Origin of the sequence: Nocardioides alkalitolerans, assembly GCA_038184435.1 — a bacterium.
GTDB classification, from domain to species: Bacteria; Actinomycetota; Actinomycetes; order Propionibacteriales; family Nocardioidaceae; genus Nocardioides; species Nocardioides alkalitolerans_A.
Genome location: CP116227.1, coordinates 1,487,707 through 1,508,933, shown reverse-complemented (window position 1 = coordinate 1,508,933; position 21,227 = coordinate 1,487,707). Strand labels below are relative to the sequence as shown.

Annotated in this window: 21 protein-coding genes; 20 read left to right on the top strand and 1 reads right to left on the bottom strand. The window is 74.6% G+C overall.

The genetic code is table 11. From position 1 onward, the window contains the following. From PIR53_07285 to PIR53_07190, 20 genes are all read left to right on the top strand, one after another. Complete coding sequence (locus PIR53_07285) at nt 1-840, top strand: TlyA family RNA methyltransferase (protein WZH53790.1); 840 nt, start codon at nt 1-3, stop codon at nt 838-840. Beyond that, a complete protein-coding gene (locus tag PIR53_07280) occupies nt 837-1,793 on the top strand; it encodes an NAD kinase (GenBank protein WZH53789.1) in 957 nt (318 codons plus the stop codon). The genes PIR53_07285 and PIR53_07280 overlap by 4 nt, the downstream gene beginning before the upstream one ends. Then, nucleotides 1,786-3,576 carry a DNA repair protein RecN gene (recN, locus tag PIR53_07275; GenBank protein WZH53788.1) on the top strand — a complete coding sequence of 597 codons (1,791 nt, stop codon included), beginning with the start codon at nt 1,786-1,788 and terminating at the stop codon, nt 3,574-3,576. Before PIR53_07280 ends, recN begins: the two co-directional genes overlap by 8 nt. A gap of 100 nt (nt 3,577-3,676) precedes the next feature. Beyond that, a complete protein-coding gene (steA, locus tag PIR53_07270) occupies nt 3,677-4,876 on the top strand; it encodes a putative cytokinetic ring protein SteA (protein WZH53787.1) in 1,200 nt (399 codons plus the stop codon). Then, nucleotides 4,873-5,805: a copper transporter gene (locus tag PIR53_07265; GenBank protein WZH53786.1), complete on the top strand. Its 933-nt coding sequence runs from the start codon at nt 4,873-4,875 to the stop codon at nt 5,803-5,805. The genes steA and PIR53_07265 overlap by 4 nt, the downstream gene beginning before the upstream one ends. Before the next feature lie 81 nt (nt 5,806-5,886). Beyond that, complete coding sequence (locus tag PIR53_07260) at nt 5,887-7,602, top strand: CTP synthase (GenBank protein ID WZH53785.1); 1,716 nt, start codon at nt 5,887-5,889, stop codon at nt 7,600-7,602. 3 nt (nt 7,603-7,605) lie between these two features. Next, on the top strand, nt 7,606-8,205 hold the full coding sequence (locus PIR53_07255) for an NUDIX hydrolase (protein WZH53784.1): 600 nt from the start codon (nt 7,606-7,608) through the stop codon (nt 8,203-8,205). Nucleotides 8,206-8,252: 47 nt separating this feature from the next. After that, a complete protein-coding gene (locus tag PIR53_07250) occupies nt 8,253-9,125 on the top strand; it encodes a tyrosine recombinase (GenBank protein WZH53783.1) in 873 nt (290 codons plus the stop codon). Further along, nucleotides 9,122-11,803: a DUF3516 domain-containing protein gene (locus PIR53_07245; protein WZH53782.1), complete on the top strand. Its 2,682-nt coding sequence runs from the start codon at nt 9,122-9,124 to the stop codon at nt 11,801-11,803. Before PIR53_07250 ends, PIR53_07245 begins: the two co-directional genes overlap by 4 nt. A gap of 148 nt (nt 11,804-11,951) precedes the next feature. Beyond that, complete coding sequence (locus tag PIR53_07240; GenBank protein ID WZH54416.1) at nt 11,952-12,767, top strand: ParA family protein; 816 nt, start codon at nt 11,952-11,954, stop codon at nt 12,765-12,767. A 161-nt stretch (nt 12,768-12,928) separates the two neighbouring features. Beyond that, entirely contained in the window at nt 12,929-13,135 is a 207-nt protein-coding gene (locus PIR53_07235) for a hypothetical protein (GenBank protein WZH53781.1), read from the top strand. Further along, nucleotides 13,132-14,007 carry a segregation/condensation protein A gene (locus PIR53_07230; GenBank protein ID WZH53780.1) on the top strand — a complete coding sequence of 292 codons (876 nt, stop codon included), beginning with the start codon at nt 13,132-13,134 and terminating at the stop codon, nt 14,005-14,007. The genes PIR53_07235 and PIR53_07230 overlap by 4 nt, the downstream gene beginning before the upstream one ends. Continuing rightward, a complete protein-coding gene (gene scpB / locus PIR53_07225; protein WZH53779.1) occupies nt 14,004-14,594 on the top strand; it encodes an SMC-Scp complex subunit ScpB in 591 nt (196 codons plus the stop codon). The genes PIR53_07230 and scpB overlap by 4 nt, the downstream gene beginning before the upstream one ends. Continuing rightward, nucleotides 14,591-15,349, top strand: coding sequence for a pseudouridine synthase (locus PIR53_07220; protein ID WZH53778.1), 759 nt, complete (start codon nt 14,591-14,593; stop codon nt 15,347-15,349). Before scpB ends, PIR53_07220 begins: the two co-directional genes overlap by 4 nt. Before the next feature lie 42 nt (nt 15,350-15,391). After that, nucleotides 15,392-16,522 carry a prephenate dehydrogenase gene (locus PIR53_07215; protein ID WZH53777.1) on the top strand — a complete coding sequence of 377 codons (1,131 nt, stop codon included), beginning with the start codon at nt 15,392-15,394 and terminating at the stop codon, nt 16,520-16,522. 11 nt (nt 16,523-16,533) lie between these two features. Further along, entirely contained in the window at nt 16,534-17,277 is a 744-nt protein-coding gene (gene cmk / locus PIR53_07210; GenBank protein WZH53776.1) for a (d)CMP kinase, read from the top strand. Further along, nucleotides 17,274-18,020: a lysophospholipid acyltransferase family protein gene (locus PIR53_07205; protein ID WZH53775.1), complete on the top strand. Its 747-nt coding sequence runs from the start codon at nt 17,274-17,276 to the stop codon at nt 18,018-18,020. Before cmk ends, PIR53_07205 begins: the two co-directional genes overlap by 4 nt. Then, on the top strand, nt 18,017-19,429 hold the full coding sequence (gene der, locus PIR53_07200) for a ribosome biogenesis GTPase Der (GenBank protein ID WZH53774.1): 1,413 nt from the start codon (nt 18,017-18,019) through the stop codon (nt 19,427-19,429). Before PIR53_07205 ends, der begins: the two co-directional genes overlap by 4 nt. 92 nt (nt 19,430-19,521) lie before the next feature. Beyond that, entirely contained in the window at nt 19,522-20,169 is a 648-nt protein-coding gene (locus PIR53_07195; protein ID WZH53773.1) for an ATP-dependent Clp protease proteolytic subunit, read from the top strand. Next, nucleotides 20,166-20,768, top strand: coding sequence for an ATP-dependent Clp protease proteolytic subunit (locus PIR53_07190; protein WZH53772.1), 603 nt, complete (start codon nt 20,166-20,168; stop codon nt 20,766-20,768). Before PIR53_07195 ends, PIR53_07190 begins: the two co-directional genes overlap by 4 nt. 28 nt (nt 20,769-20,796) lie before the next feature. On the opposite strand, the gene PIR53_07185 is transcribed toward PIR53_07190, so the two are convergent. Then, complete coding sequence (locus PIR53_07185) at nt 20,797-21,213, bottom strand: helix-turn-helix transcriptional regulator (protein WZH53771.1); 417 nt, start codon at nt 21,211-21,213, stop codon at nt 20,797-20,799. Nucleotides 21,214-21,227 lie beyond the last annotated feature (14 nt).

The following is a 21,227-nucleotide window of genomic DNA, read 5'->3' as shown; positions in this document are numbered from 1 at the left end:
GTGCCTCCCCGACGACTGCGCCTCGACGCCGAGCTCGTGCGGCGCCACCTCGCCCGTTCCCGTGAGCACGCCAGCGAGCTCATCGCGGCGGGCCGGGTCCGCGTGTCCGGCGCCGTGGCCACCAAGCCCGCGACCGGGGTGACCACCGACGTCGCCATCGTGGTGCGCGACGACCCCGAGCGTCCCGACTTCGTCTCCCGCGGAGGGCACAAGCTCGCCGGCGCGCTCGACGCCTTCGCGGCGCGCGGCGGGCTCACGGTGGAGGGACGCCGTTGCCTGGACGCCGGCGCGTCCACGGGCGGGTTCACCGACGTCCTGCTGCGTCGGGGGGCGGCCGAGGTGGTCGCGGTCGACGTGGGCTACGGCCAGCTGGCGTGGAGCATCCGCCAGGACCCGCGGGTGCTCGTGCGGGACCGCACCAACATCCGTGACCTCACCCTCGAGCACACGGCGGGCCCCGTCGACGTGGTCGTCGGCGACCTGTCCTTCATCTCCCTCACCCTCGTGCTCGACGCGCTGGTGGCGGTGACCGACCCGCACGGGGACCTCGCCCTCATGGTCAAGCCGCAGTTCGAGGTCGGCAAGGAGCGGGTCGGCAAGGGCGGTGTCGTGCGCGAGCTCGAGCTGCGGGCCGAGGCCGTCGCGACCGTCGCCGCCGCCGCGGAGTCCCGGGGCTGGGGCGCGGTCGACGTCGTCACCAGCCCGCTCCCGGGTCCCTCGGGCAACGTCGAGTTCTTCCTGTGGCTGCGGCACGGGCCGGCGTGCATCGGCGTCGCCGAGATCGAGGCCGAGGTGGAGCGCGGGCCCAGCGGCGACCCGAGTGCGGAGGTCGCGCCGTGACGGAGGAGCGTCGCCGGGTGCTGGTGCTGACCCACACCGGCCGCGAGGACGCGCGCGGGGTCGCGGAGGAGATGGTGCGGGAGCTCGCGCGCGGGGGCCTCGACGTCGTCGTGCCGGCGGACGAGGCACCCGACCTGGAGCTCGCGAGCGTGCCCGGACCCGTCCACGTCGCGGAGGACCACGAGCTGCCCGACCTCGGGCTCGAGCTGGCCGTCGTCATCGGCGGTGACGGCACGATCCTGCGTGCCGCTGAGCGGACGCGCGCGGCCGGCACGCCGCTGCTCGGCGTGAACCTGGGGCACGTGGGGTTCCTGGCCGAGGCCGAGTCCGACGCCGTGGCCACGACGATCGACGCGATCCTCGCGCGGGCCTACGGGATCGAGGAGCGACTGGCGCTCGCGGTCACGGTGTTCCACGGCAAGGAGGTCGTCGCGCGCACCTTCGCGCTGAACGAGGCCTCGGTCGAGAAGGCCTCGCGCGAGCGCATGCTCGAGGTCGTGGTGGAGATCGACGGCCGCCCGCTGTCGCGCTGGGGGTGCGACGGTGTCGTGCTGGCGACACCGACGGGGTCCACGGCGTACAACTTCAGTGCCGGGGGACCGGTGGTATGGCCCGAGGTGGAGGCCCTGCTCATGGTGCCGATCTCGGCCCACGCGCTGTTCGCGCGGCCGATGGTGGTGGCGCCGACCTCGGTCCTCGCCGTCGAGCTCGTCGCCCCGGGCGTCGGGGCGGGCGTGCTCTGGTGCGACGGGCGCCGCACCGAGGACCTGCCCCGGGGTGCTCGGATCGAGGTCACCCGCTCGGACCAGCCGGTGCGGCTGGTGCGGCTGCACGCGGCGCCCTTCGCCGATCGTCTGGTGGCGAAGTTCGGGCTGCCCGTCGAGGGCTGGCGCGGGGCCGCGGAACGACGACGCAACGAGCGCGAGGCGCGGGACGGAGGTCGTGGTGCTTGAGGAGATCCGCATCAGCTCCCTCGGGGTGATCGACTCCTCGACGCTGCAGCTGGGTCCCGGCCTGACGGTCGTCACGGGTGAGACGGGCGCCGGCAAGACCATGGTCGTCACGGCCCTCGGCCTCCTCCTCGGCGGCCGCGCCGACTCCGGCGCCGTGCGCACGGGGGCGCGGGCGGCGCGCGTCGAGGGGGTCGTCGACGTGTCCGGGCTCGGTGGCTTCGCCGAGGCCGTCGAGGACGCCGGCGGCGTCGCCGAGGACGACCGCGTCGTGCTGGCCCGCAACATCGCCGCCGAGGGCCGCAGCCGTGCGTTCGCCGGCGGCGCGTCGGTGCCCGTCGCGGTGCTCGGCGAGCTGGCGGGACCGCTGGTGGCGGTGCACGGCCAGTCCGACCAGCACCGTCTGCTCCGTCCGGTGGCGCAGCGCGAGGCCCTCGACCGCTTCGGCGCGGCCGACGTGGGGGCGCTGGCCGCGGCGTACCGGGCGGTCTTCGACGACCTCGTGGCGGTGGAGCGCGAGCTGACCGACGTCGTCACGCACGCGGCGGAGCGCGCCCAGGAGGCGGACCTCCTCCGCTTCGGGCTCGAGCAGATCGCGGCCGTCGAGCCGCAGCCCGGCGAGGACGAGGAGCTTGCGGCGGAGGAGTCGCGGCTGGGGTACGCCGACGAGCTGCGCACCGCCGCGGAGCGCGCCCGCGAGGCGCTCTCCAGCGAGCAGGGCACGCCCGACGCGCTCGGTGCCGTCGCCGCGGCGCGGCACGCGCTCGACGGCGTCGTCGAGCACGATCCGGCGATCGCGGCGCTCGCGCAGCGCCTCGCCGAGGTGGGGTACCTCATGACGGACGTGGCCGCGGACGTGGCGTCGTACGCCTCCGGGGTCGACACCGATCCGCAGCGGCTCGCCGCGGTCTCGGAGCGGCGGGCGGCGCTGACGGCGCTGACGCGGAAGTACGGCGCGACGATCGACGAGGTGCTGGCCTGGAGCGAGCGGTCGGCGCGGCGGCTCGCCGAGATCGACCTCGCCGACGACAGCGTCGGCGAGCTGGAGGCCCGACGGGCGGAGCTGCGCTCCCGCCTCGCCGCGGCGGGACAGGCGCTGAGCGCCGCGCGGGCCGCAGCGGCGGCCGACCTCGGCGCCCGGGTCGAGGAGGAGCTGGCCCACCTGGCCATGCCCCACGCCCGGTTCCGCATCGAGGTGCGCCAGGTCGAGGTGGCGCCGGGCGACGGCGACGGCGACGCCGAGCGCGAGCCGCTCGAGGTCGACGGGCGGCGGCTGCGCTTCGCGGCCCACGGGCTCGACGAGGTGGAGATGCTGCTGGCCGCCAACACCGGCAGCGAGCCGCGTCCCCTGTCCAAGGGCGCCTCGGGCGGCGAGCTCTCCCGGGTCATGCTGGCGCTCGAGGTCTCCCTGGCCGCCACCAGCCCCGTGCCCACCTTCGTGTTCGACGAGGTCGACGCCGGGGTCGGCGGCAAGGCGGGCATCGAGATCGGGCGCCGCCTGGCCGCGCTCGCCGTCCACAAGCAGGTGCTGGTGGTCACCCACCTGCCGCAGGTCGCGGCGTACGCCGACACCCACGTCGTGGTGCGCAAGGAGAGCGACGGGTCGGTCACCAGCTCGGGCCTCGACGTGCTCGACGACCCCGCTCGCGAGCACGAGCTGTCGCGGATGCTGGCCGGCCTGGAGTCGTCCGACACCGCGGTCGCGCACGCGCGCGAGCTCCTCGCGACGGCCGCCGCGAGCCGGTCGCAGCGCTCCCACACGCGCTCCCGCACCCGCGCCGGCTGACCGGCCGGACGCCGGGCGTGACCTCGTGTCCGGTGCCACCCGACGCGCCCGGGCCGGGATGCGCGATCCGGGGCTCCGTCGCTGTCACCATGGTCGGGCCATGAGACTCCGCACGCGCTCCGACGCCACCGACGTCCTTCCCGGCCACCGCGGCACCGTCCGTGTCGGTCGCCGGGTCTCGAACCTGTTGCCCCGCATCCGCAGCGGCGACGTCGCCTGCGTCGACCTGGTCGACATGGACACGAGCACCGCACAGGCGCTCCTCGACGCGGGCGTCTCCGCGGTCCTCAACGTGCAGCCCATGATCTCGGGGCGCTACCCCAACCGCGGCCCCCAGCTGCTCGTCGACGCCGACGTGCTCGTCGTCGACTCGCTCGGCGACACGGCGCTGACGGCCATCCGCGACGGCGCGGACGTCCGCATCCACGAGGGTGCCGTGCACGCCGCCGACAAGGACGGCACGCTGCTCGCCGAGGGTCGCCCCGTCGACGGCGCGCTCGTGCAGCGCCTGCTCGCCGGCGCCCGCGAGGGCTTGACCAGCCAGCTGGACACGTTCACCCACAACGCCAGCGAGTTCCTCCGCCGGGAGCAGGACCTGCTGCTCCACGGCCAGGGCGTGCCCGAGATCGAGACGGCCATCGAGGGCCGTCCGGTCGTGCTCGTCGTGCGCGGGGAGAGCTCCGCCGCCGAGCTGGGCGATCTGCGCCGTTTCATGGCCGAGCAGCGTCCCGTCGTGATCGGGGTGGACCGCGCGGCCGACGACCTCCTCGAGGCGGGGCACCCGGCCGACGTCGTGGTGCTGAGCAGCGGTGTCGACTCGGCGCTCCCCTCGACGAAGGCGCTGAAGGCCGCGACCGACGTCATCGCCGTCGTGCCCGAGGGCATCAGCCGCGAGGCGACCGCCCAGCTCGACCGCCTCGGGGTGCGCCCCGACAAGGTGCAGACCCAGGCCACGGCGGAGGACGTCGCGCTCCTCGTCGCCGACCGCGAGCAGGCGTCGGTGATCGTCGGTGTCGGCGTCGGTGCGACGCTGCCCGACTTCCTCGACCGCCAGCGCTCCGGCCTGGCCAGCACCTACCTGACCCGGCTCAAGGTCGGCCGTCGCCTCGTCGACGCCTCGACCGTGCCGACCCTGTACTCCGGGCGCCTGCGCCCCGTGCACCTGCTCCTGCTGGTGCTCGCGGGCTTCGTCGCGCTCGTCGCCGCCATCGCCGTGACGCCGGCGGGCCAGCTGTGGGGCGAGGACATCGCCGCCTGGTCCCGCGACGTCGTCGACTACCTCCGAGGACTCCTCCCGTGATCTCGTTCCGCCACCACGTCGCCTCCCTCGTCGCCGTCTTCGCCGCTCTCGCCGTCGGCGTGGTGCTCGGCGGCGGCCCGCTCTCCGAGCTGGGCCGCGACGACGACGAGCCCGCCCCGCAGCAGACCTCGGACTCCTCCGCCCACGCGGCGTACGGCGACGAGTTCGCCGAGGCGTCGGCCTCGACGCTCTACGGCGACCGCCTGAGCGGCCAGCAGGTGGCCGTGCTCTCCCTCGCCGGGTCCGACACGGAGATCACGGACGGTGTCGTCACGCAGCTCGAGGCGGCCGGCGCGCAGATCGCGGGTCGCTACGAGGGGCGGACCAACCTGACGAGCCCCGACCAGCAGGGCATGGTCGACTCCCTCGCCACGCAGCTGACGGAGGACCTCGACCTCGGCGACGCCGTGCCGAGCGACCTCCCCTCCCACGAGCGCATCGGACGGCTCCTCGGCCGGGCGGTCGTGAGCACCCAGCCCGAGGGCGAGGCGGCGGACACGGAGTCCGGCACCATCCTCGACGTGATGGAGACGGGCGAGCTCGTCACGGCGCCGACCGAGCGCGTCGGCCGCGTGCCCTTCCTCGTCGTGGTGATGGGGGAGGAGCGCGACGACGCGACCGCGACCGCGCTGCTGACCGGTCTCGTCAGCGGACTCGGCTCGTCCGCCCTCGGCGAGGTCGTCGTGGGCTCGACCGACTCGGGCGACGACGGCGACCTGGCGCGGCTCCGCGCGGAGGACCTCGGCGACGTCGCGACCGTCGACGGCGGGGAGACGCTGGTCGGCCAGGTCAGCGCGGTGCTGGGCCTCGCCGCGGTGCGTGACGGCGTCGCGGGCGCGTGGGGTGCGTTCGGCAACGACGGTGCCGTGCCGGTCGTCGCCGCGAGCGCGTCGGGCGACGCCGCGGGCGACGACGCCGACGACGAGTGACCTCCCCGGGGCGGTCGACACGCACCGCTCCGACCGCGCCCTGGACCGACCACGACGATTTCTCCGGTAGGGTGGAAGCCCGTGAAGAACCCGACCCCCACGAAGCACGTATTCGTCACCGGGGGCGTCGCCTCCTCGCTCGGCAAGGGGCTCACCGCCTCCAGCCTCGGCAGCCTGTTGAAGGCGCGCGGGCTCACGGTCACGATGCAGAAGCTGGACCCGTACCTCAACGTGGACCCCGGCACGATGAACCCCTTCCAGCACGGTGAGGTGTTCGTCACCGACGACGGCGCGGAGACCGACCTCGACATCGGTCACTACGAGCGGTTCCTCGACACCGACCTCAACCAGATCGCCAACGTCACCACGGGGCAGATCTACTCGACGGTGATCCAGCGCGAGCGGCGCGGGGACTACCTGGGCGACACCGTGCAGGTGATCCCCCACATCACGAACGAGATCAAGGACCGCATGCTCGCCATGGGCGGCGAGGGCATCGACGTGGTCATCCACGAGATCGGCGGCACGGTCGGCGACATCGAGTCCCAGCCGTTCCTCGAGTCGGCCCGCCAGGTGCGTCACGAGGTCGGGCGCGGCAACGTCTTCTTCATCCACGTCTCGCTGGTGCCCTACATCGGGCCGTCCGGCGAGCTGAAGACCAAGCCGACGCAGCACTCGGTCGCCGCCCTGCGCTCCATCGGCATCCAGCCCGACGCGGTCGTGTGCCGCGCCGACCGCGAGCTGCCGCAGTCGATCAAGAGCAAGATCGCGCTCATGTGCGACGTCGACGAGGAGGCGGTCGTGACGGCGGCCGACGCGCCGTCGATCTACGACATCCCGAAGGTGCTGCACCGCGAGGGGCTCGACGCCTACATCGTGCGCCGCCTCGACCTGCCGTTCCGCGACGTCGACTGGACGACGTGGGACGACCTGCTGCGCCGGGTCCACCACCCGGCCGACGAGGTCACCGTCGCGCTCGTGGGCAAGTACATCGACCTGCCCGACGCCTACCTCTCGGTGGCCGAGGCGCTCCGGGCCGGCGGGTTCGCCCACGCGACGAAGGTGCACCTGCGGTGGGTGCCCTCCGACGAGTGCGCGACGCCCGCGGGTGCCGCACGGGCCCTCCAGGACGTGGACGCGGTCTGCATCCCGGGCGGCTTCGGCGTGCGTGGCCTGGAGGGCAAGCTCGGTGCGCTCACCCACGCGCGCACCAACCGCATCCCGACGCTCGGCCTGTGCCTCGGCCTGCAGTCCATGGTCATCGAGTACGCCCGCAACGTCGCCGGCCTCGCCGCGGCCGACTCCACCGAGTTCGACCCCGCGACGCCGGAGCCGGTGATCGCGACGATGGCCGAGCAGGCGGCGTACGTCGAGGGAGCGGGCGACCTGGGCGGCACCATGCGTCTCGGGCTCTACCCGGCCGACCTGGCGGAGGGCTCCACCGTGCGGCGCGTGTACGGCGCGGCGCAGGTGCACGAGCGGCACCGGCACCGCTACGAGGTCAACAACGCCTACCGGGAGCGCCTCGAGCAGGCGGGCCTCGTGTTCTCCGGGCTGTCGCCGGACCACGAGCTCGTCGAGTTCGTGGAGCTGCCGCGCGACGTGCACCCGTACTACGTCTCGACCCAGGCGCACCCGGAGCTGAAGTCGCGTCCGACGCGACCGCACCCGCTGTTCGCCGGCCTCGTCGAGGCCGCGCTCGTGCGCCAGCGCGAGCTGCTCATCCCGCTGCGCGAGGACGGCGCGGCTGCCGAGGCGACGCACGGCGGCACCGCGGTCGCGACCGAGGAGGTCTGAGCCGTGACCGAGCTGCGCGACGAGCCGGCCTCCTGGCCGGTCACGGCGTCCGAGGACCTGCACCGCGACGGCTGGGTCGTCGCCCTGCGGGCGGACCGCGTCGCGCGGCCCGGCGCGGACGACGAGGCGCCGTTCCGCCGCATCGTGCTCGAGCACCCGGGCGCCGCGGTGATCCTGGCGCTCGACGCCGAGGACCGGGTGTTCTGCCTGCGGCAGTACCGGCACGCGGCGCAGATGCGGTTCGTCGAGCTCCCGGCGGGCCTGCTGGACGTCGCCGGTGAGGACGCCTTGAGCGTCGCCCAGCGCGAGCTGCGCGAGGAGGGGGCGCTCGTCGCCGAGCGGTGGACCCACCTCGTCACGACCTACCCCTCGCCCGGCATCAGCAGCGAGAAGGCGGCGATCTTCCTCGCCGAGGGGCTCACCGAGACCGACCGCGGCGACTTCGTGCTCCGGCACGAGGAGGCGGACATGGAGTCCCTCTGGGTGCCGTTCGAGGAGCTCCTCGACGGCGTGCTGGACGGGCGGATCACCGACGCCCCCGTCGTCATCGCGGTGCTCACGCTGCACGCCCGGCGGGCGCGCGGGGCGGGGGAGTCGTCCTGACGGCCGTCGACGCGGGCCCGCCGGCGGCCCTCGGCGCCGGGCACGCCGTGGCGGACGCCGTCGCGGCGTACCTCGACCACCTGCGCGCCGACCGCGGGGCGGCGGGCAACACGCTGGCGTCCTACCGCCGCGACCTCCGGCGCTACCGCTCGTTCCTCGACGCCCACGGGGTCCGCGACCTCGCCGCGGTGACGCCGGTGCTGCTCGCCGGTCTCGTCCCGGCCCTCCAGGCCGGTGACGGCGACGCCCCCGCGCTCGGTGAGGCGTCGGTGGCGCGCACGCTCGTCGCCGTGCGCGGGCTGCACCGCTGGGCCTGCGGGGCGGGCCTCACCGCCGTCGACCCGGCGGCCACGCTGCGCGCCCCCGTGCTGACCCGGCGCGCGCCGCGCTCGCTCACCGTGGCCGACGTCGAGGCGGTCCTCGCGGCCGCCGGCGCGCCCGGCACGCCGCTGGCCCGGCGTGACCGCACGCTGCTCGAGGTGCTGGCCGCGACCGGCGCCCGCATCTCCGAGGCGGTCGGCCTCGACCTCGCCGACGTCGACCTGGAGGGCCGCACCGTGCGGCTGCGGGGTCCGGGTGGGCGGGACCGCGTCGTACCCCTGCCGGAGTGGGCGACCGCGACCCTGCGGTCCTACCTGGCCGAGGTGCGGCCCGCGCTGGCGCACGAGGTCACGGCGGTCTTCGTCAACGCCCGCGGCGGGCGGCTGTCGCGCCAGAGCGCCTGGACCGTGCTCGTGCGTGCCGCGGAGCGCGCCGGCGTGACCGAGCACGTCTCGCCCCACACGCTGCGGCACTCGTTCGCCGTCCACCTCGTCGAGGCGGGGGTCGACGTGCGCGAGGTGCAAGCGCTCCTCGGCCACGCCTCGGCGGCGACCACGCAGCGCTACCAGCCGGAGCAGAGCCGGGCGGCCGGCCGGTGACGGCGGACGTCGCGACCGGCACCGGCCCGCTCCTCGTCGTCGCGGACGCCGGCGCGGACCCCGACGCGCTCTACGAGGGCTTCGCGGCGTGGGCCGCGTCGCGGGGCACCGCGCTCTACCCGCACCAGGACGAGGCCGTCATCGAGCTCCTGGGCGGCGCCAACGTCGTGCTCGCGACGCCGACGGGGTCGGGGAAGTCCCTCGTGGCGGCCGCGGCGGTGACGGCGGCGCTCGCCGAGGACCGGGTCAGCTTCTACACAGCTCCGATCAAGGCGCTGGTCAGCGAGAAGTTCTTCGACCTGTGCGCGCTGTTCGGCGCCGACAACGTCGGCATGCTGACCGGCGACGCGGCGGTCAACGCCGACGCCCCCATCATCTGCTGCACGGCCGAGATCCTCGCCAACCTCGCGCTCCGCGAGGGCGAGCGCACCGACGTGGGCCTCGTGGTCATGGACGAGTTCCACTACTACGGCGAGCCGGACCGCGGCTGGGCGTGGCAGGTGCCGCTGCTGACCCTGCCGCACGCGCAGTTCCTGCTCATGTCGGCGACGCTCGGGGACACGACGCGGCTGCGGGACGACCTGACGCGACGCACGTCCCGCCCGACCGCCCTCGTCGACGACGCGCCCCGGCCCGTGCCGCTCGACTTCCGGTGGTCGCTCACCCCGTTGTCGGAGACGCTCGAGGAGCTCGTGACGACGCGGCAGACGCCGGCGTACGTCGTGCACTTCACCCAGGCGGCCGCCGTCGAGCACGCGACGGGTCTGCTCGGCTCCGGCGGTCTCACCGCGCTCACCGGCCGCAAGGACGAGGCGTGGAAGGAGCAGAAGGCGCGCATCGCCGAGCGCATCGGCGACTTCCGCTTCGGTGCCGGCTTCGGCAAGACCCTGTCGCGCCTCCTGCGCTCCGGGATCGGGGTGCACCACGCGGGGATGCTGCCGCGCTACCGCCGCCTCGTGGAGCAGCTCGCGCAGGAGGGCCTCCTCGCGGTCATCAGCGGCACGGACACGCTGGGGGTGGGCATCAACGTGCCGATCCGCACGGTGCTGTTCACGGGCCTCGCCAAGTTCGACGGGTCGCGCCAGCGCATCCTGCGCACCCGCGAGTTCCTGCAGATCGCCGGCCGGGCGGGCCGGGCAGGGTTCGACACGGTGGGGTACGTCGTCGTGCAGGCCCCCGAGCACGTCATCGAGAACGAGCGGGCGAAGGCCAAGGCCGAGGCGAAGAACGCCGCCAACCCGAAGAAGAAGAGCAAGGCGCAGCTGAAGAAGCCGCCGGAGGGCGCCGTCGTCTGGTCGGAGCAGACCTACGACAAGCTGGTGGCGGGCGCACCCGACCCGCTCGTGCCCCGGATGCGCGTCACCAACGCGCTGCTGCTCGCCGTGCTGGCGCGCGAGGAGGACGCCTTCGGGGTGCTCCGGGCGCTCCTGCTCGACAACCACGAGGACCGCCGCACCCAGCTCAAGCTGGCCCGCCGCGCCCTGCGCCTCATGCGCAGCCTCGTCACCTCGGGCGTGGTGCGACGGCTGGACGAGCCCGACGAGCACGGGCGCCGCTACGTGCTGACCGAGGCCCTGCCCGCCGACTTCGCGCTCAACCAGCCGCTCGCGCACTTCGCGCTGGCGGCCCTCGACGTGCTCGACCCGGAGTCGGAGACCTACACGCTCGACGTGCTCTCCGTCGTCGAGGCCGTGCTCGACTCGCCGCGGCAGGTGCTCTCCGCCCAGCAGTTCACGCTGCGCGGCGAGGCGGTCGCGGAGATGAAGGCCGACGGCCTCGAGTACGACGAGCGCATGGCGCTCCTGGAAGAAATCACCTGGCCGCAGCCGCTCCGCGAGCTGCTCGAGGCGCTCTACGAGACCTACCGCGTCGCCCACCCCTGGCTGCCCGAGGACGCGCTGGCGCCGAAGTCGATCGTGCGGGAGATGTTCACCCAGGCGATGGGCTTCACCGACATGGTGAGCCGCTACGGCCTCGCGCGCTCCGAGGGCGTGCTGCTGCGCTACCTCTCCGACGCCTACCGCACGCTGCGCCACACCGTGCCCGAGCGGCACCGCACGCCCGAGCTCGACGAGATCGTCGAGTGGCTGGGGGAGACGGTGCGCCAGACCGACTCCAGCCTCGTCGACGAGTGGGAGGCGCTCACGGCGGACGATCCCGACGCCGTACGCCGCGCCGCGGCCGAGCGCGCCGCCGGCGGCTCGCCGGTGCCCGGGGGCGGCCGACTGCTCTCGCAGCAGCCGGCCTTCCGGGTCATGGTGCGCAACGCCGTGTTCGCGCAGGTCCAGCGGTTCGCCCGCGACGACCTCGACGGCCTGGTGCGTGCCGAGCGGCTCGCCGCCGACCGGGTCGAGCCGCCGCGTGCGGTGCAGGTGGGCCGCTCGGTGTGGGACGCCGCGATCGAGGACTACTTCGCCGAGCACGACGAGCTCCGCACGGGGGCCGACGCGCGGGGCCCGGCGCTGCTGTCGGTCGTCGAGGACCGCGGGCCCGCGCCCGGCTGGCCCGACGGGCCGGGCGACGGCGAGCCGCCCGAGGTGCGCCGCCTGCGCGTGACGCAGACGCTCGACGACCCCGAGGGCCACCACGACTGGGTGATCGAGGCCCTGGTGGACCTCGACGCCTGCGACGACCGGGGCGAGCTGGTGATGCTCACCACCGGGGTCCGCCGGCTGTAGAGTCACGGCGTACGCCGAGTCGCCGTGTCGACATTCACGAGCGCTGCACCGAGGAGCCGAGGAACGCGTGACCGACCCCCTGTTCGACACCGCACCGGCGGTGACGCCCACCGTCCCCGTGGGCGACCTGGGACCGACGGGTCGCCCCATGCCGTCCTTCCCGGAGCCGCCGCCGGTGACCCACCACGGCAACGCCCGCGTCGTCGCGATGTGCAACCAGAAGGGCGGCGTCGGCAAGACGACGACGGCCATCAACCTGGGGGCGGCGCTCGCGGAGCTGGGCCGCACGGTGCTGCTCGTCGACTTCGACCCGCAGGGGTCGCTCTCGGTGGGCCTGGGCCTCAACCCGCACGAGATGGAGCTGTCGGTCTACAACCTGCTCATGGAGCCCGACGTCACCATCGACGACGTCGTGGTCGAGACCGGCGTGCCCGGGATGGACCTGCTGCCCTCCAACATCGACCTGTCCGCCGCCGAGGTGCAGCTGGTGCACGAGGTGGCCCGCGAGCAGACGCTGTCGCGCGTGCTGGCGCCCGCGGTGGAGCGCTACGACGTCATCATCATCGACTGCCAGCCCTCCCTCGGCCTGCTGACCGTCAACGCGCTCACCGCGGCTGACGGCGTCATCGTGCCGCTGGAGTGCGAGTACTTCGCGCTCCGCGGCGTCGCCCTGCTGAAGACGACGATCGACAAGGTCGCGCAGCGGCTCAACCCGCGCCTGGTCATCGACGGCGTGCTCGGCACGATGTACGACGGCCGCACCCTGCACGGACGCGAGGTCATGGAGCGGCTCGTGCAGGCCTGGGGCGACACCGTGTTCCACACGGTCATCCGTCGCACGGTGAAGTTCTCCGACTCCACGGTCGCGGGTGAGCCGATCACGAGCTACGCCTCGAAGTCGACCGGTGCCGACTCCTACCGCCAGCTCGCCCGGGAGGTGCTGGCCCGGTGGCCCGGCGCGTGAGCCTGCCGTCGGCGGACGACCTGTTCCGGCCGACGACCGAGCCTGCGCCCGCGCCCCAGCCCGCGCCCCAGCCCGCGCCCCAGCCCGACCCACAGCCTGCGCCCCGGCCCGACCCGGCTGCACCGTCCGCGGGGGCCGCTCCGCGGCGTACGAGCGGGCGGGTGAAGCACGACGAGAAGATGACGGTCTACGTCACGTCGGCCGAGCTGCTCGAGCTGGAGGCCGCGCGGCTGCGCCTGCGCGCCGAGCTGGGGACGGCGGTCGACCGTGGACGCCTCGTGCGCGAGGCCGTCGCGCTGGCGCTGGCGGACCTCGACGAGAACGGCGCGGACTCCGCGATCGCGCGTCGGCTGAGCGGCGAGGGATGACCGCGCCGGCGCCCGAGGCCGTCGCCGGCGGGTCGGCCTTCGCCGTGCGTCTCGACAACTTCGAGGGGCCGTTCGACCTGCTCCTCACGCTCATCTCCAAGCACAAGCTCGACGTCACCGAGGTCGCGCTCTCGCAGGTCACCGACGAGTTCATCGCGCACGTCAAGGCCGGGGGACCGGTGTGGGACCTCGAGCAGACGACCTCCTTCCTGCTCGTCGCGTCCACCCTGCTCGACCTCAAGGCGGCGCGGCTGCTGCCGTCGGCCGAGGTGGAGGACGAGGAGGACCTGGCCCTCCTCGAGGCGCGGGACCTGCTGTTCGCGCGGCTGCTGCAGTACAAGGCCTACCGCCAGGTCGCCGGCGTGCTGGAGCGGCGGCTCGCGGACGAGTCCCGACGGCACCCCCGCGCGGTCGGCCTCGACGAGCGCTTCGCGACCCTGCTGCCCGAGGTGCTCATCGGGATCGGGCTGGAGGAGTTCGCCCGGCTCGCCGCGGCGGCGATGGCACCGAAGGCGGCGCCGGAGGTGTCCCTGACCCACATCCACGCGCCCGCCGTCAGCGTGCGCGAGCAGGCGGCGCTCGTGGTCACCATGCTGCGCCGCCAGGGCACGGCGACGTTCCGCACCCTCGTGGCCGACGCCCCCGACCGACTGACGACGGTGGCGCGCTTCCTCGCGCTGCTCGAGCTGTTCCGCGAGGGGCTCGTCGCCTTCGACCAGGTCGTCGCGCTGGGGGAGCTGAGCGTGCGGTGGACCGGCGAGGACGCCGACGCGGACGCCGACGTCCTCGACGGGGTGGACGAGTTCGACGGCGCGCCCGCGGCCCCGGTGGCTGCGGCGGGTCCGGCCCTCGGTCGGGAGGAGGACGCATGAGCGAGGACGGCGCAGCGACCGGGACGGACGGGCCCGTCGTCGTACCTCCGGCGGAGCTGCGGCCCAGCCTCGAGGCGCTCCTCATGGTCGCCGACCAGCCCCTGCCCGCCGTCGTGCTGGCCGCGGCCGTCGGGCGGGGCACGTCGGAGGTGGAGGCGGCGCTGCGTGCGCTGGAGGAGGAGTACGCCGCCGACGGCCGCGGCTTCGAGCTGCGCAACGTCGCCGGTGGCTGGCGCTACTACACGCGGGAGGCCCACGCGGCCGTCGTGGAGCGCTTCGTGCTCGACGGGCAGTCGTCGCGCCTGACACAGGCCGCCCTCGAGACGCTGGCGATCGTCGCCTACCAGCAGCCGGTGTCGCGGGCCCGCATCTCGGCGGTGCGGGGCGTCAACGTGGACGGCGTCATGCGCACCCTGCTCGCCCGCGGGCTGGTGGCCGAGTCGGGCCAGGACCCGGTGACCGGGGCGCACCTCTACCGCACGACGTCCTACTTCCTCGAGCGCATCGGCATCACGAGCCTTGAGGACCTGCCCGAGCTGGCGCCCTACCTGCCCGGGCTCGACGAGATGGAGGAACCCCCGGCATGACCATCGAGACCGACGACGAGGGCCTCATCCGCCTGCAGAAGCTGCTCGCCCAGTCGGGCGTGGCCTCGCGCCGCAAGTGCGAGGAGCTCATGCTCGACGGCCTCGTCACCGTCGACGGCGAGGTCGTCACGCGCCTCGGCACCAAGGTCGACCCCCGCACGGCGGTGATCCGGGTCGACGGCCAGCGGCTGCCGCCGATCTCGCCGCACGTCTACCTCGTGCTCAACAAGCCGCTGGGCGTGGTGTCGACGATGAGCGACCCCGAGGGACGCCGGAACCTGGGCGACCTCGTGGCCGACCGGCCCGAGCGGCTCTTCCACGTCGGCCGGCTCGACACCGACACGTCGGGCCTGATCCTGCTGACCAACGACGGCGACTTCGCGCACCGCATGGCGCACCCGTCGTTCGAGGTGGACAAGACGTACGTCGCGGAGGTCGACGGCCAGGTCAGCCGGGAGACCCTGCAGGAGCTGCGCGACGGCGTGACCCTGGACGACGGCCCGGTGACGGTCCGCTCCGTGAAGGTGGTCGAGAAGGGCGCCGGCGGGGCGGTGGGTCGCACCATCGTCGAGCTCGTCATCCACGAGGGCCGCAACCGCATCGTCCGTCGGCTGCTGCAGCACGTCGGCCACCCGGTGCGGCGGCTCACGCGCACCAAGATCGGCCCCGTCGAGCTCCGCGGCCTCCGCGGCGGCGAGCTGCGGGACCTCACGCGCGAGGAGCTCGGCGCGCTGCTGGACCGCGCGCAGCTCTGAGGCGGGCCCGGACGCGGCGTACGGCGCCGCTATCCTCGCCCGGTGCCCGATGAGCCCGCCGGTCGAGACCCGCAGCCCCGTGACCCCCGGGCGGGGGACCCGGTCCCGGGCCCGGTCCTCGTCGTCGGCGTCGGCCTGATCGGCACCTCCGTGGCCCTCGGCCTCGCCGCCGTCGGCCAGGACGTGCTCCTGCGGGACCGCGTCCCCGAGAACGTCCGCACCGCCTCCGGGCTCGGAGCGGGACGGGCGGCCACCGAGGCCGACGACGCCGACGTCGCGCTCGTCGTCGTGGCCGTGCCCCCGGACCTGGTCGGCCGGGTGGTCTCCGAGGCGCTGCTGCGCCACCCGCGGGCGGTCGTCACCGACGTCGGCTCGGTCAAGGAGGCGCCGCTGCGCGAGGTGCTGGCCGGGCCGGCCGCGGCGCACGTGGAGCGGTACGTCGGTTCGCACCCCATGGCGGGCAGCGAGCGCTCCGGACCGCTGGCCGCCTCGGCCTCCCTGTTCGAGGGTCGGCCCTGGGCCGTCACGCCCCACCCGCAGGCCGAGCCCGGCGCGGTCGAGCTCGTCGAGTCCGTCGTGCGCCTCTGCGGCGCGACCCCGGTGTGGCTCACCCCCGGCGAGCACGACCGGGCGGTCGCCCGGACGTCGCACGTGCCCCACCTGGCCTCCGGGCTCGTCGCCGGGCTCCTCGACGGCGCCCCCGAGCAGCACCTCACGCTGTCGGGCCAGGGCCTGCGGGACGTGACGCGCATCGCCGCCGGCGCGCCGGGCCTGTACGGACAGATCGTGGCGGGCAACGCGGAGGCCGTCGTCGAGCTCCTCGGCGAGATGCGCCAACAGCTCGACGTGCTCATCGCCACCGTCGCGGCCGGCGACCGGGCCGGGCTCGAGGAGATCCTCCAGCGGGGGGTGCGGGGCACGCGGGCGATCCCGGCCAAGCACGGCGGACCGCCTCGTCCGATGCGCTCGGTGTGGGTCTCGGTGCCCGACCACCAGGGCGAGCTGGCGCGCCTGTTCGGCGACGCGGTCGCCAGCGGCGTCAACATCGAGGATATCCGCATCGACCACGACCCGGGCCGCCCCGTCGGCCTCGTCGAGCTCGTGGTCGAGGAGCTCCGTGCCGAGCACCTCCTCACGTCGCTGGAGGAGCGGGGCTGGGTCACGCACCGGTAGGGTGCTCGCCCGTGAGCACTCCGACCACGCCGACCTCCGCCCTCCCCGACAGCGTCCCCGCGCCCCTCGTGGTCGCGGTCGACGGCACCTCGGGATCGGGCAAGTCGAGCACCTGCCGGGGCGTCGCCGACCGGCTCGGCCTGGCCTACCTCGACACCGGCGCGCAGTTCCGCGCACTGACCTGGTGGATGCTGCGGGCCGGGGTGGACGTGCACGACGCCGACGCGGTCGCCGCGCGTGCCCACGAGCCGCAGCTCGTCTCGGGCACGGACCCGCTCGCCCCCACCATCGTGGTCGACGGCGAGGACGTGTCGGGTCCGATCCGCACCGACGAGGTCAACGCCGCCGTCAGCCCGGTCGCCGTCGTCCCGGCCGTGCGCGCCCGCCTGCTGGAGCTGCAGCGCAGCATCATCGCGGCGGCGCTCGCCGAGGGTCGCGGCATCGTCGTCGAGGGCCGCGACATCGGGTCGGTCGTCTGGCCGGACGCCCCGGTGAAGGTGTACCTGACCGCCGACCCGGCCGCCCGGGCCGCCCGGCGGTCCGCGGAGGAGGGCGGGTCGGACGTCGCGGCGACCGAGCAGTCGCTGCTCGCCCGCGACGCGATCGACGCGGGACGCACCACGGCCCCGCTCGTGCGGGCCGACGGGGCGGTCGAGATCGACACGACGCCGTACACGCTGGAGCAGGTCGTCACGCAGGTGGCGGCCCTCGCCGCGGGCGCGCGTGCCCCCGGGGTGGTCGAGGCGCGGTCGTGAGGGCCGGTCCCTCCCAGCCCGTCCCGCTGCCCCGCCGCTGGCTGCTCCACGGCGGACGGCCCACGTCGCGGTTCCTCATCCGGCGACGCTTCGGCGTGCGGGTCCACCACCCGGAGAACGTGCCGCGGCGGGGTGGGGTGCTCCTCGCGGCGAACCACATCGGCGTGGCCGACGGCCCGCTGCTGGCCATCTTCAGCCCCCGGCCGGTGCACGCGCTCACCAAGGCGGAGATGTTCACGGGTCCGCTGGGTGCCTTCCTCCGCACGTGCGGGCAGGTGCCCCTCGACCGCTTCCACGTCGACCGGGCGGCGATCCGCGCCTGCCTGCGGGTGCTGGCGCACGGCGGCGCGGTGGGCATCTTCCCCGAGGGACGTCGCGGTCCGGGCGACCTGTCGCGGTTCCACCGCGGGGCGGCGTACCTGGCGCTCGTGGCCGGGGTCCCCGTCGTACCGGTCGCGATCCTCGGCTCGCGCGAGCCCGGCGGACGCAGCAGCGACCTGCCACGACGTGGTGGAACGGTGGATCTCTACTACGGTGAGCCCCTGCGGCTGCCGCAGCAGCCGTGGCCCCGCACCCGGGAACAGGTGGAGGAGGCCTCGTTGTTGCTGCGACGCCACATGTTGAGCACGATCGACGCCGCGCGTGCGGCGACCGGGCGCGAGCTGCCCGGTCCGCTGGCGCCCGACGACCTCGACGAGGACCCGTACACGGGGCTCGTCCACCTCGAACCAGGAGCACCATGACCGAGCACGACGACCAGCCCGCCCTCCCCGACGACGCCTCCGGGCTCGCGGAGCTCGAGGGGTTCGACGGGTTCGAGCCGGACGGTCCCGTCGCCCCCGTGCCGGTCCTCGCGATCGTCGGCCGCCCCAACGTGGGCAAGTCGACCCTGGTGAACCGCATCATCGGTCGCCGCGAGGCGGTCGTCGAGGATCGGCCGGGCGTCACGCGCGACCGGGTCTCCTACGACGCGGAGTGGAACGGCCGCGCCTTCACGGTCGTCGACACCGGCGGCTGGGACCCCGACGCACGGGGCCTGGCCGAGCGCATCCGCGAGCAGGCCGAGATCGCCGTGTCGCTCGCCGACGCCGTGCTCTTCGTCGTCGACGCGACGGTCGGCATCACCGACGCCGACGAGGCCGTCGTGCGGGTGCTGCGCCGCGCCGAGAAGCCCGTCGTGCTCGCCGCGAACAAGGTCGACGACCAGCGCACCGAGTCCGAGACCTACGGCCTGTGGAACCTCGGCCTCGGCGAGCCCCACCCGGTCTCCGCGATCCACGGCCGCGGGTCGGGCGACCTGCTCGACGCCGTCCTCGAGGTGCTCCCCGAGCCGCCGCCGGTCCAGCCCACCGAGGTGGGCGGCCCGCGGCGCATCGCGATCGTCGGCAAGCCCAACGTGGGCAAGTCCTCCCTCCTCAACAAGCTCGCCGGCGAGAACCGCGTCGTCGTCGACGACGCCTCCGGCACGACGGTCGACCCGGTCGACGAGCTCATCGACTTCGGCGGCCGCGCCTGGCGCTTCATCGACACCGCCGGCATCCGCAAGCGGGTCAAGGAGGCGTCGGGGCACGAGTACTACGCGTCCCTGCGCACCACCACCGCCATCGACCGGGCCGAGGTCGCCGTGCTCGTCATCGACGGCGGCCAGTCGATCTCCGAGCAGGACCTGCGGATCGTGCAGACGGTGCGCGAGGCCGGCCGCGCTCTCGTCATCGCCTTCAACAAGTGGGACCTGGTCGACGAGGAGCGTCGCTACTACCTGGAGCGCGAGATCGAGCGCGAGCTCGTCCAGGTGCAGTGGGCGCCGCGGATCAACGTCACGGCACGCACCGGCTGGCACATCGACCGGCTCGTCCCGGCTCTCGACCGGGCCCTGGAGGGCTGGGAGACGCGCGTCGGCACCGGTGCGCTCAACTCGTTCCTCGGGCGTCTCGTCGCCGAGCACCCGCACCCGGTGCGGGGCGGCAAGCAGCCCAAGGTCCTCTTCGGCACGCAGCCGTCGACCGCGCCCCCGACGTTCATCCTCTTCACGTCGGGCAAGCTCGACGCGTCGTACGAGCGCTACATCGAGCGTCGCCTCCGCGAGGAGTACGGCTTCGTGGGCACGCCCATCGTGATCCAGCAGCGCGTGCGGGAGAAGCGCAAGCGCTGAGCCCCGCAGGGTCCTCTCTGCTGCTGGCGGAGCCCTGCTGCCCCGGGCAGCACGGGCTCCGTCGCGGCCTCCGGGCACGTCAGGCTCGCGGCATGAGCGACGACCGGACGCCCCTGCTGGGCAGACGCACCGCCGAGGAGCTCCTCGCGCAGCGCGTGCTGCTCCTCGACCGACCCCTCGACGACGAGAACGGCAGCCAGCTGTGCGCGCAGCTCGTGCTGCTCGCGGACGAGGACCCGACCACCGACATCAGCCTCTGGATCCACTCGCCGGGCGGCTCCGTGCCGGCCATGCTGGCGATCCGGGACACCCTGCGGCTCCTGCCCAACGACGTCGCGACCGTGGCGCTGGGGATGGCCTACAGCGCCGGGCAGTTCCTGCTCTGCAGCGGCACGCGGGGCAAGCGCTTCGTGATGCCGCACGCCAAGGTGCTGATGCACCAGGGCTCGGCCGGCATCGGGGGCTACGCACCCGACATCGAGCTGCAGGCCGAGGACCTGCGCTCGGTGCGCGACACGGTGCTCGCGATCATCGCCGAGGAGACCGGGCAGCCGCTCGAGCGCATCTTCTCCGACTCCCTGCGCGACCGGGTCTACACGGCCGAGGAGGCCGTCGCCTACGGGTTCGCCGACGCCGTGGTGAGCGACCTCGCGCAGCTGCGCCCCGGCGTACGCCGCTCGATCGGCGTCACCGCGCGGGCGTCCGTGGCGGGTGTGGTGGGGGCGGGGGGCGCGCGATGAGCGGGTACGTCGTCCCCAACGTCGTCAACCGCACGCCGCGGGGCGACCGGGTGACCGACGTCTACAGCCGGCTGCTCGAGGAGCGGATCGTCTACCTCGGCACCGAGCTCGACGACGGGGTGGCGAACGCGCTGATCGCCCAGGTGCTGCACCTCGACGCCGAGAACCCGGAGCTGCCCGTCAACCTCTACATCAACTCGACGGGCGGCTCGCCCGCGGCGGTGCTGGCGGTCTACGACACGTTGCGCTTCGTGCGCGCTCCGGTCGCGACGACCTGCGTCGGGCAGGCGTTCTCGTCGACGGCGCTGCTGCTCGCGGCGGGAGACCCGGGGCAGCGGGCGGTGCTCCCGCACGCGCGGGTGCTGCTCCACCAGCCGGCCGGGCAGGGGCGCGGGACGATCCCCGACCTCATCCTCGCGGCCGAGGAGATCCTCGCCGTGCGGGCGGAGCTGGAGGAGGCGTTGTCGCTGCACACGGGCCAGGACGTGGCCACCTTGCGTCGCGACACCGACCGCGACCGGATCCTGCGGGCCGACGAGGCGGTCGCCTACGGGCTGGCCGACACGGTGATCCGGTCGGATCCTGCGCCGCTGGTCTGACGTCGGGACCGGGGTGGAGGGGCCGTGCTCAGGCGACGAGGGGGAGGGGAGCGCAGGCGCGGGGGTCGGGCGTGACGCGACCGCTCGGCAGCGGCGCGGGGACGGGCAGCCGACGGGGACCCGGCGCAGCCGGCCCGGCGAGGTGCCGGAGGTCACGGGCCACCTCCGCGGCGAGGTCGAGCAGCGTGAGGCCGAGGGCCCCCGCGACGGCGGCGAGGATCTCGGAGGAGGGGTCCTTGCGTCCGCGCTCGACCTCCGAGAGGTACTGCGTCGACACCCCCGCCCGCTCCGCCGTCTCCGCGAGCCGCTCGCCGCGCTCGTGGCGGTGGCGGCGCAGGACGCGACCGGTGAGCTCACGCCACAGGGGCTCGGGACGGGGGGTCCCGGGGTCCGCGTGGGTCGTGGGGGTGGTCGTGGGGGTGGTCGCACGGGTGAGCTGGCCCATGGCGCGATGCTAGG

Coding starts and splice junctions, on each gene's coding strand:
- steA (WZH53787.1), top strand. CDS start 3,677: ATGAGACTCCGCACGCGCTCCGACGCCACCGACGTCCTTCCCGGCCAC.
- PIR53_07240 (WZH54416.1), top strand. CDS start 11,952: ATGCCGTCCTTCCCGGAGCCGCCGCCGGTGACCCACCACGGCAACGCC.
- PIR53_07230 (WZH53780.1), top strand. CDS start 13,132: ATGACCGCGCCGGCGCCCGAGGCCGTCGCCGGCGGGTCGGCCTTCGCC.
- scpB (WZH53779.1), top strand. CDS start 14,004: ATGAGCGAGGACGGCGCAGCGACCGGGACGGACGGGCCCGTCGTCGTA.
- PIR53_07220 (WZH53778.1), top strand. CDS start 14,591: ATGACCATCGAGACCGACGACGAGGGCCTCATCCGCCTGCAGAAGCTG.
- der (WZH53774.1), top strand. CDS start 18,017: ATGACCGAGCACGACGACCAGCCCGCCCTCCCCGACGACGCCTCCGGG.
- PIR53_07195 (WZH53773.1), top strand. CDS start 19,522: ATGAGCGACGACCGGACGCCCCTGCTGGGCAGACGCACCGCCGAGGAG.
- PIR53_07190 (WZH53772.1), top strand. CDS start 20,166: ATGAGCGGGTACGTCGTCCCCAACGTCGTCAACCGCACGCCGCGGGGC.
- PIR53_07185 (WZH53771.1), bottom strand. CDS start 21,213: ATGGGCCAGCTCACCCGTGCGACCACCCCCACGACCACCCCCACGACC.